The 14,206-nt window shown below is 45.3% G+C and carries 10 protein-coding genes; 2 read left to right on the top strand and 8 right to left on the bottom strand.

Annotated features, from left to right (window positions below; genetic code table 11):
- Window positions 1-5: 5 nt before the first annotated feature.
- The 8 genes from FHW89_RS25980 to FHW89_RS25950 form a co-directional block, all read right to left on the bottom strand.
- On the bottom strand, window positions 6-2,984 hold the full coding sequence (locus FHW89_RS25980) for a glycoside hydrolase domain-containing protein (RefSeq protein WP_172337964.1): 2,979 nt from the start codon (window positions 2,982-2,984) through the stop codon (window positions 6-8).
- Window positions 2,985-3,103: 119 nt separating this feature from the next.
- Window positions 3,104-4,612 carry a RagB/SusD family nutrient uptake outer membrane protein gene (locus tag FHW89_RS25975; protein WP_172337963.1) on the bottom strand — a complete coding sequence of 503 codons (1,509 nt, stop codon included), beginning with the start codon at window positions 4,610-4,612 and terminating at the stop codon, window positions 3,104-3,106.
- Window positions 4,613-4,623: 11 nt separating this feature from the next.
- Window positions 4,624-7,530 (bottom strand): SusC/RagA family TonB-linked outer membrane protein, encoded by a 2,907-nt coding sequence (locus FHW89_RS25970; protein ID WP_172337962.1) that lies wholly within the window; start codon window positions 7,528-7,530, stop codon window positions 4,624-4,626.
- A gap of 467 nt (window positions 7,531-7,997) precedes the next feature.
- Window positions 7,998-8,564: an adenylyl-sulfate kinase gene (gene cysC / locus FHW89_RS25965; protein WP_172337961.1), complete on the bottom strand. Its 567-nt coding sequence runs from the start codon at window positions 8,562-8,564 to the stop codon at window positions 7,998-8,000.
- Window positions 8,565-8,598: 34 nt separating this feature from the next.
- Window positions 8,599-10,548 (bottom strand): M1 family metallopeptidase, encoded by a 1,950-nt coding sequence (locus tag FHW89_RS25960; RefSeq protein WP_172337960.1) that lies wholly within the window; start codon window positions 10,546-10,548, stop codon window positions 8,599-8,601.
- A 195-nt stretch (window positions 10,549-10,743) separates the two neighbouring features.
- Entirely contained in the window at window positions 10,744-10,902 is a 159-nt protein-coding gene (locus FHW89_RS28725) for an inositol monophosphatase family protein (protein WP_371742493.1), read from the bottom strand.
- 17 nt (window positions 10,903-10,919) lie between these two features.
- Complete coding sequence (locus FHW89_RS25955; RefSeq protein ID WP_216650694.1) at window positions 10,920-11,528, bottom strand: 3'(2'),5'-bisphosphate nucleotidase CysQ; 609 nt, start codon at window positions 11,526-11,528, stop codon at window positions 10,920-10,922.
- Window positions 11,529-11,680: 152 nt separating this feature from the next.
- A complete protein-coding gene (locus FHW89_RS25950) occupies window positions 11,681-12,751 on the bottom strand; it encodes an AI-2E family transporter (protein WP_172337959.1) in 1,071 nt (356 codons plus the stop codon).
- A gap of 165 nt (window positions 12,752-12,916) precedes the next feature.
- Between FHW89_RS25950 and FHW89_RS25945 the strand changes: the two genes are divergently transcribed.
- The gene (locus tag FHW89_RS25945; protein WP_172337958.1) at window positions 12,917-13,714 is read left to right on the top strand and encodes a HipA family kinase; all 798 of its coding nucleotides are present in this window, start codon (window positions 12,917-12,919) and stop codon (window positions 13,712-13,714) included.
- Window positions 13,692-14,075, top strand: a complete 384-nt coding sequence (locus FHW89_RS25940) for a DUF3037 domain-containing protein (protein ID WP_172337957.1) — start codon at window positions 13,692-13,694, stop codon at window positions 14,073-14,075. Before FHW89_RS25945 ends, FHW89_RS25940 begins: the two co-directional genes overlap by 23 nt.
- The last annotated feature ends 131 nt before the right edge of the window (window positions 14,076-14,206 follow it).

Below are 14,206 nucleotides of genomic sequence, written 5' to 3'. Positions count from 1 at the left end.
ATCGTTTATTTAATGATCAGCAGCCAGCCTTTGGCTTTTTCAACCGGGATCTTATCATTCAAACCAAATGTTTTGGCGGGTTGAAAACTCCTGATCTCCGGCGCGGTGATCGTTGCTTTACTTGGGTCAATGCCTAATTTTTTCCAGTCAATTTTTAGCTGGATCTCGGTATCGCTATCCTCCCAGCTGGCTATGGAAACCAGTACAGCACCATCTTTTTTGTAGATGGTAGCCAGTACTTTATCATGGTCGGTCTTCACCGGGTTATCATCAACCCAGTAGCCTATCATTTTGGTACCTTTGATGCCAAAATCGTCCCAAACTTTCCATATCGGGCGCGGATCGGCGCCATCGCTCCAGGGCATGCGGTTGGTCATGCCGTAAACCATTCCACGCCATTTGTTGCCGCCATCCTGTAACATTTCGCCCATTAAACCAAATGGAATACCGCTTACTTCGGTCAGGAAAAAATCCGGACTATTCTTTTCGTAATCAAAATACTCCCCAAACCACAGGCGGTTGAGGTATGGAAAATGCTCCATATACAGGTTGGCGCTGTTGTTAAAACCATCACTTTTGTTGTATTGGTTGGCCGAATGCAGGTCGATGATACCGGGATGCCCATCTTTGGTCAACACCCGTTTAACGCGTTTCATAGTTACACGGTCAAAAGCCACGTCGTCCAGGTAAATCCCGTCGATGCCTACGTTCTGGGTGAGCCAGTTCATGCCCTCCACATAGTAATTGTGCCAGCGGTTCATACCACTGTTGATAATAGCGGCATCTTTAATTTCGGGAACAAACCAGGCGGCAATGTAATCATCGCCAATGTGCTCCTGCAGCCAGCTGAAACCTCCGCCTTTACCCGGCGAATAGATCTCATGTCCCAAACTCCGTAAAGCAAAGGTTTCATAAGCGTGATTGGATAACTCGCGGATGGTATTATAGATCTTCACCTTTAAACCCTCGGCATGTGCCGAATCGTCATAAGCCTTCATGGCTTTCCAGGCGATGAAGGGGTAATTGATATTGGGGTTGATAGCGGTGGCGTGGTGAATATTGATCACCGTGGCACCAGCTTGTTTTATGGTATCGATAGGTTTGTAGGCATGATAAAAACGGGTAGCCCACTGAAAATCGGTATTGATGGTATGGAAAGGCGTGATCAACAAGTTGAAGTTGTAATATAGCACATCACCTTTGCTCAACTTGCGTTCGCCGCTGTAATTATTGGCCAGCACCGCTTTGCCGTCGTCTTTTACGTTGATGCCACCTTTGTCGCCATTACCCCATGATGATGGCAGAATGAGCGGCTTTTGCAGATAGAAGTTGGTATTCAGCGGCCGCACATATTTTTCATCGCGCAGCGAATACTGCAAGCCTGCGTTTACGTTGCCAATCCAGGCGCCATCCTGATTTTTATGGGTAACATCCCATTTCCATTCAAAGTTTTCGGGGCGATAGCCGCCTTTTTGGCCCAGGCCCATCATGTATTTGGCCACATCCCGTTTAAAAGGGATATGCATGGTAATATCTTTAAAACTCACATCCTGCAAGGCTTTTACCTTCACGGTATAGGCTATAAAACCATCAAACTCCATAGAAGCGCTTACTTCCATCTGTAAGCTATCGTTGGCGCTGGTGGCTGTCCACTGCACCGTACCTGGCTCTTGCTTGATGAATTGCAGGCCCTGGCTTTTCAGCTTGATGTTTTTACCGGCGGTGTTCAGGAAATGAAAGTGGATAGCCTCGGTCAGCAGGTTGTTGGGTGCGTCGGCGTATTCGGTCATTTCAGGAGTAAAGAAAGTCTGGATCTGTTTCGGGAAACCATCGCTGTTCACCTCTACTTTTCTACCCAATAGTTCTACCGTGTTATTTTTTACTACCAGTGGTTTATAAGGTGCTATCACCGTATTTTTTTGCGCCATGGTGGAATTCAGCCAACCCAGGCGGGTCATTTTCCAGGGTTCATCCACACCTCCGTTTTTGGCTAATGCCGGGTTTACTTTCAGAGATAATAGAATCTCTTTGGCCGTTTTGCCGTTGCTAATCGTAGCCTTGCCGGTATAACCAGCCGCCATTGCGCTTGCAGGTACATCAATACCACACCATAAAGCCTGGATAGTTCCGGTAGTTACGCTCACTGTTTTGGTCAGCGGCGAACCGTCATAAGCCGTACCGCCTGTATTGATACAGAACAAAGCCGAAGCCGGGATCTTTTTACCGGTCGCGCTTTTCAGATCGCTGAAAGTAACCTTTACATCATCCAGGTTTTGCAGGGCGTATACACCCAATTGGAACGAAAAGTTTTCGCCGCGTAATGCTGAGCCGGTATATTTACTTTGCGGACCAAGTTCTATCCAGCGCTGGGGCAGGTCTTTGGTCATCCGGATAGAGTTCAACCTATCCTCCGGAAAAACTAAAAACGATTCGCTTTTATGTTTAGCGATCAGCGCGTCCGTTTCATTTTTGGTGGCGCTCACTTCCATCGGGTAAAAGCTATTGAAAGCATCTACCGACTGAAACTCTTTTACTGTGGCCGCCGGGATATTATTGCCCAGGCTGTTTAACCATGCAGGTGAGGCGGTATTTTCCGGTTTCATATAGATACCTCGCGGATAGTTGGACTTGCCCTCATTTTTATAAGGCATGTAATACACAAAGTAAGTCCCCTTGCCCGATGTGGGTTCAAAAACCACTTCGCCGCTTTCACGGGTAATGGCGCCCAATTTTACATTGGTCACTTTTTGCTTGGTATGGGCATCCTCAATAATCACCCGTTTGTTTTCCGGATCATTATCTCTCCTTCTCCATGGAATGAGCGCTTTGGCTGCCTTACCTGTGCCGGTAAAAGTTAAAACTACCCGATGATTTCCCAACGAATCGGGCAGCCAGCAGCTTTTACAATTGGTATAAGGTATTTTTTGGGCTTGTGCCGCAAGAGCAGGTAGCAGGAAAATGAGCGCAAAGAGTTGTCTTTTCATAATATCGTATAAATCACAGATATAAATTCAAAAAGAGGGTGTTACCCCTCCTTGTGTAATATTAAATAAAATATCTGTTTGCTGTATAGTGCCATACCTATAATGGCATGGCTTTTATGCTATGGATTTTGTGTAAGTTTTGGGTTATTATCAATTTCTGTTTGTGGGATAAAGAATATCACCCGCGGATCGGTAGGCGCTACCGTTTGCATAATATTGGTTGTTGGTGTGTTGTTGAGCGCGTGCGTACCCGGGTAATTACGTACCATAGGTAAGTTATTCCTGTACAGATCATAAGACCGCTGTCCTTCAAAAGCAAACTCCAGGCGACGCTCTTCCAGCACCGCGGCCAATACACGGTTAGCGGCCACATCGGTCAAAGTAAGCGTAGGTATGCCCGCCCGGGTACGAATGATGTTAACATCATCAAGAGCCGCCTGACTGTTGCCCAGTTTAGCGTTGGCTTCGGCACGGTTCAAATACATTTCGGCAAGGCGCAGGTATACCGGCGAACTCAGCGTTACTATACCTTCCTGAAAACTGTACTTGGTAATGTAATACATCGGTGTCTTGGGTGTCAATTTTGGATTGTATTGTAAAACACCTGCAATGGTGTATGGTGCAATGAAGCTATGGCGAAGGTCGTTAGGGTATTTATCCAGATCCTCCACATAAGTTTTTGAAGCGTACACCTCGCCCCAGCCGGTATTGCCTTGTCCACCGGGAGTGGTTAAAGAACTGGTACCATCCGGGCCCTGGCCACTGTAATACATAGAGCCGATAGCGCTAAAGCCCTGATCCTGCGTTTTTGTATACTTTATACAGAAAATGGTTTCCTTGTTGTTTTCGGGCACACCGCTAAAGTAGTTCTGATAATCACCGCCCTGCAATAAACCATAACGGCCAGAATTGATGACCAGGTTGGCATATTTAATAGCATTGGCATTATCATTCATGTATAAATAAACGCGTGATAATAATGCGTAAGCCACCTCTTTGGATGCATATACATTCTGATTAGCAACGGTCATCAGGTCGGCGGCTTTTAAAAGATCGGCCAATACCGCGCTGTATACATCTTTTACCGAACTACGCGCCGGAGCAATGTCGTTACTGGTTTCTACCAATATCGGCACACCCGGATTACTGCCGTTACCTTGTGTATATGGCCTGCCAAAAATACGTACGAGGTTAAATTCAGCCATGGCACGCAGGTAAAGATTTTCTCCTTTTAGTTGTTTTAAACTTGTTGAAGCGTTATCCGGGATAGCAGCTATGATCTTGTTAGCCGCTGCTACCAGGTGATAAGCCTGTTTCCAAAAAGCGGTAGCATGACCGCCTGTCGGGATATGATTATACCGGTAACACCTGGAAAGATCATCTGATGATGGTTGCCCCTGTGCTATATTATCACCAGGGTATTCCATCAGGAAATGCCCGCTTCTTACATAATCGGGGTTCCGGAGCACGGCATAATTACCAATGGTAGCCGTTGCTATATGCGAGGAATCGCCCAGGGCTACTTTTTCATCAATAGCGGTTGATGGCTCTACCTTTTTACAAGCACTCACTACAGATCCTAAAAGACCAACAATGAGCATTATTTTTATATATTTTAAAATCTTCATTTTCGTTTTTTTTAGAATCCAACATTCACACCGAACAATATTTTTCTGCTGATAGGGTATTTAAAGCTCGACGTACCTATATTACTGTTACTCAGGCTTACTTCCGGATCGGTTCCAGTAAATTTGGTGATCGTGAACAGGTTATCTCCGCTTACAAATATCCTGGCGCTCCTGATCTTTAAACTATTCAGCCAGGTTTGTGGTAACTGATAACCCAGGGTAGCGTTGCGCAGACGCAGGTAACTGCCGTTTTCCAGGTATCTTGATGAGGTAGAGTTAGAGTTATTATTCCCACCCTGTATGGCTTGTGGTTCAGTAGCTATATCGCCAGGTTTTTGCCAGCGTGTCCAGCCTTTGGGTGGCACCATAACATTATAACTGTCATATAAACCATCATTATCAAAATAAACACGGCTATCGTTATACACATAATTGCCGTAAACAAAATTAAAGAAGGTGCTTAACGAGAAGTTTTTGTAAGAAAAGGTATTGGTAATACCGCCGGTAAATTTAGGCGATGCCGATTTGCCGGTAAATTGTTTTGAAGCTGATGCCTGTGAGTAAACACTGGTTGTTTGTTTGGTTACGTTACCATTGGCATCGGTAACTAATTTTTCCCATAGTGGTTTACCATTTGCCGGATCAACGCCTGCCCATATCGGCATATACCACTCATTCATATCATGCCCTACAGCAATTGGCAAGGATGCTCCCGGCGATGCCATAGATTCCCCTGCATCTAGGGATAATACTTTGTTGCGGTTAAACGCGATGTTGAAATTGGTTTCCCATTTGAAAGCGCCGATAAGATTGCGGGAATTCACGTTGATCTCCAATCCCCGGTTACGTACCGAGCCTATGTTTTCAAATACATAGTTATACCCCGATGTTGCCGGTAATGGTTTCTGGAATAATAAAGCGCTTGATGTTTTTTGATAAACATCAATATTCACATCAATGCGGTTAAACAAACCCAGATCTAAACCAATATTGGCCGTTTTCATTTTCTCCCACGTAAGATTAGGATTCGCTTTTTGCGATGGATAAGAGCCTGGGGCACCATTGTAACTAGCCGACTGATCAATGCTATATAAACCCAATGCCGCGTAGTTACCAATTTCGGCATTACCGGTTGTACCGTAGCTTGCACGTAGTTTCAGGAAATTAATGGACTTTACGTTTTGCATAAAGTCTTCCTTGGTGAGTATCCATGAAGCGCCGCCCTGGTAAAAGTTACCACTTGGGTTGTTGCTGCCAAAGCGTGAAGAATACTCATGCACATATGAACCTACCAGGAAATATTTACCGGCATAGTTATAATCGGCCTGGCCCAGGTATTTACGGAAATTATACTCATCCACACCGCCGCTTGGGTTGCTGATAATATCCGTAGCGGTTGACATTACCGGGCTGCCCGCAGGCAGGCCTTTTCCGTTCAGGTACTGGTCATCATAATGATATTTCTGCCCTTCGCCAACTGCCAGCAAGGTTAAATTATGATTGCCGAAGCTGTTATCATATTTTAAGCGATTGGAAGTTAGTAAAGTACTGCTGAAATTACTGCTGTTATACAGCTCACCAGAGTTTGCCCCACCATCCTTGGTACGTGTATCATAATAAGTTTCATCACGGTAATTATACAACGTTACGCGGTTGTAAGTAGCAAAACTCAAGTGTTTGATTATGGCATAGTCTATATTAAAATCGCCGCTGGTGTTGAGGCTTTTGGCATTGGCAAAATTATATTGCAGGCCCTGCAAAAAGTTCTCTTTATCGCGGCCCACCCAGCCCGGATAAGTTCTGCCATCAGTTGGTGTGCCATCGGCATTATAAGCAGGATCATACGGCATACTTAAATAAGCATCGTACAGGGCATTACCGGTGAAAAGACTGGTGGGGTTATTATCCTTGTTATAAATGGTGTTCAGTAAAACGCTTAGCTTTAACTTATCGCTCAATTTTGTGGTTAGGTTTGAGCGCAGGTTATAAGATGTTTTGGCATTATCAATTAATGTACCCTGCTCCTTGTAGTAATTACCAGAAACATAAAACTGTGTTTTATCGCTGCCTCCAGAAACAGAAATTGTATGATTTTGTGTAACGCCGGTCCTGAAAGCCAAATCGAGCCAGTTGGTATTATATTTTAGTACCGATGGATCAGGTGTAAGAAATGTTTTTTGGTAATCATACAACTGCTGCGAATTCATTAAATGAAACTTACCAAATGTGGCGTTGTTAAATCCCACTACCGAGTTTACATCAATTTTTGTTAAGCCCGCCTTACCCTGTTTGGTAGTCACGATAATTACCCCGTTGGCTGCCCTTGAGCCATATAGGCCGGTTGCTGCAGCATCTTTCAATATCGTTACCGATTCCACATCTGTGGGGTTATAGGTGCCGCCGATATTACCGTCGACCACAATCAGCGGACTTGTACTCGCGCTGATGCTGCTGGCCCCGCGGATCAGGATATTGGCCCCCGAGGAGGGATCGCCAGAGCCGGACGATACGACTATACCCGGGGCTTTACCTTGTAACAGGCTAACCAGGTCATTCGAGGTAACATCCCTTAATTTATTACCGCTAACTACAGAAACCGAGCTTGACAGTTGCGATACCTGTTTAGATGAGTAGCCTACCACCACTACTTCGCTCAGCTTATTCAGATCTTCTTCCAGTACAACCGATACCTCATTTGATGAGCCTATGGTTACTTCCTGTGGTTTATAACCTATATAGGTTACCGTTAATACTCCCGATTTACCTTTAAGAGTTAATCGGAATTTACCATTGATGTCGGTTACAGCTGTGTTCTTATTTCCTTTTTCGGATACTGTAGCACCAATCGCGGGTACACCTTTGGTATCTTTTACGGTACCATTAATTACCGTTTGGGCGCTTGCCCAGGTGGGTAACATTACAAACAGATAACAGCAAACCAGTTTCAAAAAAGGACTAACACAGGAGCGTCCCTTTGAAAAAATACCTTGCATGAAATCCGGGCCAAGTTGTGAGTAAATTTTAATCATACATTGTTGGTGTTAATTAGTTGGTCAATAAATTTCCAGTCGGTTTTTTTATGTTTTTTTGGATATTGGAAATTAGAGATAAGGCCTAAACAAAGCAAAATTGCAACCCCTCAAACACCACGCAAACGTTTGTTTTACAAAAGACTAACCAACACAAACGTTTGATAAACAACAAAATACATAAGCACCCAAAAGAAAGACCGTGCAGATAGCAGGCTTTTAGGTTTTACAGACTGATATAATTTCGAGTTATCATTCAAAAGCTTCCTGTTTTGGGCAACAGCGCAAAAACTTTTGATTTATGGCGATATAAACAACACATTTTTAAGGCAATAATTATGGCAAATTCGACCATCTTAGCGGTCAGTCTTCGTATTAATAGTGCCTTTGAATAAAGGTGTTATATAATTATACACTTTCTCCATACTTTCCGCAGGGCTTTCGGCGGCGGTATGGATGATCAATTCTGGATTTGTGGGTACCTCGAACGATGAGCTGATCCCTGTAAAATGGATTATTTGATTGGCACTGGCCTTTTTATACAGGCCTTTAACATCACGCGCCTGGCAAACCTCCAGCGGGCATTCAATAAATACTTCTGTAAAGGATTGACCTATGATGGCTGACGCCAGGGTACGGTGTTTTTGCAGCGGGGTAATAAAGGAGCAAATGGTAATGATGTTGTTTTGTAGCATGAGCCTTGCAATTTCGGCGGCCCTGCGGATGTTCTCCTCCCGGTCATCTTCGGCGAAACCGAGGTCCTTATTAATACCCGATCGTAATACGTCACCATCCAGGCAAACTGCAAAAAAGCCGTCATTCTCCAGTTGCTGTTTTAATAAAAGAGAAATGGTTGTTTTGCCTGCACCGGATAACCCGTACAGCCAAACAACCATTCCTTTCTGATCAGGTATTCTACTCATTTTATGCCTTTTAGCCAGCTCTATAGAGAACCGCTTACTCAGGCAATTTAAAAATATTATTGCTACGATCAATATCCGGCAGTTGCCTGTCGGGATCAGCAATAACCGAGGTTATTTTTGATGTGGTATTACATTTCAATTTCCACTTAGCCCCTTTTTGCCACACCTCAACCGGGAGTTTGATCACTTGTGCCTTACCGTTCTGCTCGGTCACTTTTAAAGTTATGGGCAACGCCATTTCACCTAAATTCTCTATAGTGATCACGGCTCCGGCGGCTGGGTCATTTTTATTATATTTCACATCGGTAACCGCCTGATCAAGCTTCCAGGTGGTATAAAACCATTCCTTCCAGAACCAGTTCAGGTCTTCGCCGGCGGCATCATTCATCGTACGGAAAAAGTCCTCAGGTAAAGGATGTTTGTAGGCCCAGCGTTTAATGTACATATTGAAGGCATAATCAAACCTGTCGGCCCCTAAAACCTCATTGCGCAAAATATTCAGGGCCAGGGCTGTTTTATAATAATACTGACCGCCATCGTGCATTACTTCGGGCGGGGTCATCAGCGGGTCTTTCTCGCGCAGCAGACTCCGGGTCATACGTACGGCCACGCTGCTGGTATCGCCATATTCGCCATGGTTGAACCAGTTAGAGGCATAACCATTGATAAACGTGTTCATCCCTTCATCCATCCACATAAAGCGGCGCTCATTGCTGCCCACAATCATCGGAAACCAGTTATGGCCCATTTCATGGGTGATGTCATGCCACAGATCGTCCTTTTTGATCTGGTAACTACAGAAAACAATTCCCGGATACTCCATACCTAATGCCACGCCAGCCACCACAAATGCCGAGTGCCAGGGATATTCAAAATAATTTTTAGAGTAAAACTCGATGCTGTTTTTTAAATATTGCGCAGCCCGGCCATAACGATCATAACCACGGCTTTCAACCGGGTAAACCGCGTTGGCCAAACCCTTTTTGCCGCCCGGCAGGTTAACCCTTGCGGCATCCCAGATAAAGGCTTTGGAGGCCGACCAGGATACATCGCGGGTATTATGCATTTTATAATGCCAGGTTAACATACCTTCATGTTTTGGCCTGATGCCTGCCGTACCCACCTCAGCTTCGGTAATAATGTGTACCGAGCTATCGCTTTTGGCAGCTGCGGCCAGGCGCTTGTTTTGCTCCATAGTTAATACCTGCTGGGCGTTTTGCAGATCGCCGGAACCTGCTACGATCATATCGGCAGGTGCGGTGATGAAGTAATCGTAATTACCATACTCGCAATAAAACTCGCCGGTTCCTATATAAGGCAGGGTATCCCAGCCATTCACGTCATCATACACGCACATACGCGGGTACCATTGGGCCAGCTGGTAGATCACGCCTTGCTTAACCCCTAACCTGCCCATACGGTCGGCGCCGTAATGGGGTACATAGAAAGAGTAGTTTACTTTTACGTTGATTTGGTCGCCATGGGGTTTTACCACAAAAGGCAAACGCAATTGCATGCGGGTATCGGTAATGGTAGGCTTGATCACATAGTTTTTACCCATATAGGTAACCGAAACCGCGCCAATATCATAGCCTCCCTTGGTATAACCTTTGGCGTCGAAACGGTCGCCACTAAGCGGCGTTGTAGCAGCGCCGCGTGAATCGGGTTTAAACAGGTTCTGATCCAGCTGTAGCCAGAGGTAATTGAGTGTATCCTGACTGTTATTAGTATAACTGATGCTTACATTGCCTTTGATCAGGGTATCCTTTTCAACCAGCTCTGCATTGATCACATAATCGGCTTTGTTTTGCCAGTATTTGGGACCGGGTGCACCGTTTGCACTGCGAAACTCATTACCATTATAGGTAAAAAACGAATGATCGAATACCTGCAGTTCGTTATAAGCGGGTTTAGTTTGGGCAATAGCCAAAAATGGCGTCATGGCCATACAAAAGAGCCATAAATTAATGTGTTTATACTTCATGTTAGCGTTTAAATAGTCCCGGCACTTTAAGCATGCCAGAGCATTTTGTTATTGTATTATACCAATGAAATTAATGATTAACTCAGGCTGCCTTAATAATTAATTTAACACAAACGTTTGTTATAACCTCAATTACTTTAAGATCAGTTAATTTTCAACAGCGATATTTTGCGGCCTGGTAGCTATAGATAACACCTACTTTACCTTGCACAAAAAGCCCGGATTAAGCAGTGAAACTTTATTATACAGAAAAGGTTCGCCACTGGGCATGGTCATTTTTGCACCACTGGATGTGGCTATGGCCTGCCCGGCGGCGGTATCCCACTCCATGGTTGGGCCATGGCGGTAATAAATATGCGCTTTCCCTTCGGCTATGAGGCAAAATTTGAGTGAGCTCCCACCGTAATTGTCTCTTTAATGGGATATTGATTCAATACTGCGGTTTCTTCGGGCGAGGCATGTGAACGGCTGCCGGCGGCTATCCAGTTGATGCTGGTTGTATCCGCATGCAGCCGGACAACTGAACCATCGTGACTTTCTTTCCAACTACCGATGTTTTGACCTCCATAGTATAGTTCGCCGGTAACGGGAATATAGATGATGCCTAAAACCGGGGTGTGTTTATGGATAAGCGCGATGTTGACGGTAAACTCCCCATTATGCTTGATAAACTCCTTCGTGCCATCCAGCGGGTCGACACACCAGAAATAGGGCCAGTTTTTTCGGGTTTCGTAGGGAATATCCTTGCCTTCCTCAGAAATAATGGGGATATACGGTGTTAAGGTGGTCAGGGCATTGAATATCACCTCATGCGACAGCTTATCGGCAGCAGTAAGCGGTGATTGATCGTCTTTAAGGCTGAGCCCGATATTTTCGGGCGATAGGTTATAGATACTGAGTATAGCTGCTCCTGCTTCCCTGGCTATTTGGTTGACGCTGGTTAGATCAATAGGTTCCAGATCCTGGTAGGTAAAAATCATTTTGGTAGATGTGCTGTTTTTAATGACTGGATAAATATGTAGCAAATTATAGTTTTTATCCCGTTAGCACATCGCTTTTTTTATCAGCACATCATAATGACACGTTTTATGACCGCCATAGCCCGGGGGCGAATCGTCCCGCGCAAGCAAATTCAGGACTTCGTACTCAAAACTTCCGATCCCTCGTTGATCTTTTTCACGTATAGCTCATCTACCAATATCATCACAATAGCCAATAGTGGCACGGCCAGTATAATACCCAGCACACCCGAAAGCGTGCCCATCAGTACCTGCGATAATATGGTAAGTGCCGGCGGCAGATCGATCATCTTTTTCTGGATGAGTGGGGTTACAATATTGCTCACTATGGTTTGTGAAACTATATAGATCAACGCTACAATGATGGCCGTATTGGTGCCTATCGTGAGCGCCAGCAGTACCCCGGGTATCATGGCGGCCAGAGAACCAAAATTGGGGATTAGTTTCAGCAGGCCCGTGAGCAAAGCAAGCACCAGCGCTACCGGGATGCTCATAATACTTAAACCTACACCTATCAAAATAAACACCAACATCATAGATAGCATCATGCCCTTGAGCCAGCCTTTGAGCGCCATACTGATCCGATCGATCACGCAGCGGCCCAGTTCCTTACGGTCTTCCGGGATCAGTTTAATGATACCATCCTTATACAGATTAGGGTTAGCTGTAAAAAACATAGCCAGGAACAGGATCACATATATATTGCCCAGGACACCAAAACTGGTATTGAAAAACTGTTTAGCGGTGGCAAACAGCTTGTCAGAATTATCATCCGACAGGTATAGCAGCACCTTATTGCCCAACGGATATTCAGACAGCTTTTCTTTAACGGTATTCACCGTTTTGGGGAGCGAATCGCTCAATACAGTGATCTGCTTGGAGATCTTGGCTCCCATAAACCAAAATAAAACCGTAAGTATAATAAAAGTGCCCGCTACAGAAATGATCATGCAAAGTCGCCTGCGCCATTTGGTTTTGCGTTGTATCATATCGCCCAGGCCATGAAAATAAACCGATACCAGCGTGCCTGCCAGCACCATGAGCAATACGTTAAACGCTACCCGCGCTATCAGAATCATCACCACCAACAGGGCAACGATGGCCACCGTGTGCCACACTTTCTGAATATAGGTAAGTTCTTTTTCGACGGTTTCTTTTGCAGGTTGTTTGTGATTTTGGGCCATACGGTTTCTTAAAAGTTAATTCACATTTACATTACAATAATTAAACATAAAAGTTTTCTTGACGGCATCATACATTTATATAAGCCATATGGAGTACATGACCGCCGCCGCTATGTTTTTAACTATATTTGCCACAGGCCATGTGCCTGCATTTGAATAGCTGTGATGAACTATACCGAACCACAACTCCGAACCATTAATGTAATACGCTACGTTACCCCCCTGCGCGAAGGCGGTTCCTTACCGGCCATTGCCGAGGGTGACGACGAGTTTTTATATGTACTTAAGTTCCGCGGGGCAGGCCAGGGCGTAAAGGCCCTGATAGCCGAGCTTATTGGCGGCGAAATTGCCCGCTTGCTGGGTTTACGTGTACCCGAACTGGTATTCGCCAATCTCGACCCAGCCTTTGGTCGTTCAGAAGCCGATGAAGAGATACAGGACCTGCTCAAATTTAGCGTCGGCCTTAACCTGGCGCTGCATTACCTTCAGGGCGCTATAACATTCGACCCGGTGGTGACCACCCTCGATGCAAAAACGGCTTCGCAGATTGTGTGGCTGGACTGCCTGCTTACCAATGTGGATCGTACCCCGCGCAATACCAATATGCTGATGTGGCACAAGGAACTTTGGCTGATAGATCATGGTGCATCCCTGTACTTTCACCACTCCTGGTATAACTGGGACGAGCAGGCTATACGTCCCTTTATGCCCGTAAAAGATCATGTACTGCTGCCCCAGGCTTCGCTGTTGGACGAGGTTGATGCCGAGTTTTCTGCTATCCTGACCGACGAGCGCATCCTGGCCATTGTTAACCTGATACCGGATGAGTGGCTTACAGACGATTCGGAAAACGGTACACCTGCCGAACGTCGCGATGGTTATTACCGTTTTTTAACCACACGCGTAGCCGCGTCTGAGAATTTTGTAAAAGAAGCACAACATGCAAGAGCCATACTTATTTGAGTACGCCGTAATACGCGTTGTGCCGAGGGTGGAGCGCGAGGAATTTATCAACGTAGGTGTAATTGTCTTTTGCCCCAAACAGAAATTTTTAAAAGTGCGTTTTGTGTGGAACGAGGACCGCATCAGCGCACTGGCTCCCGGCCTGGATCTGGATTGCCTGAAAGATAATATCAACTCTTTTGAAAGGATATGCCATGGCGATAACCATGCCGGCCCTATAGCCCAACTGGATCAGCCTTCCCGTTTTCGCTGGCTTACGGCTACCCGCAGCACCGTGGTACAATCATCAAAAGTACACCCCGGCCTGTTATTGGATGCCGAAGCTACTTTGAATAAATTGTTTGCCCAGTTGGTGGCATAAGCTATTCATTATACTTTATTCCACACACGTCATTGCTGTAAAGGTCAGATAATTCGAGGACAGATTAGTGTAACTTAAAGTTATGCGTATTAACACGAACGATCTCACCCTGAAACGCAATTATTTGCAAA

The organism is Mucilaginibacter sp. SG564 (genome assembly GCF_013149275.1).
GTDB lineage: Bacteria > Bacteroidota > Bacteroidia > Sphingobacteriales > Sphingobacteriaceae > Mucilaginibacter.
This window is presented reverse-complemented; position numbering and strand designations above follow the sequence as displayed.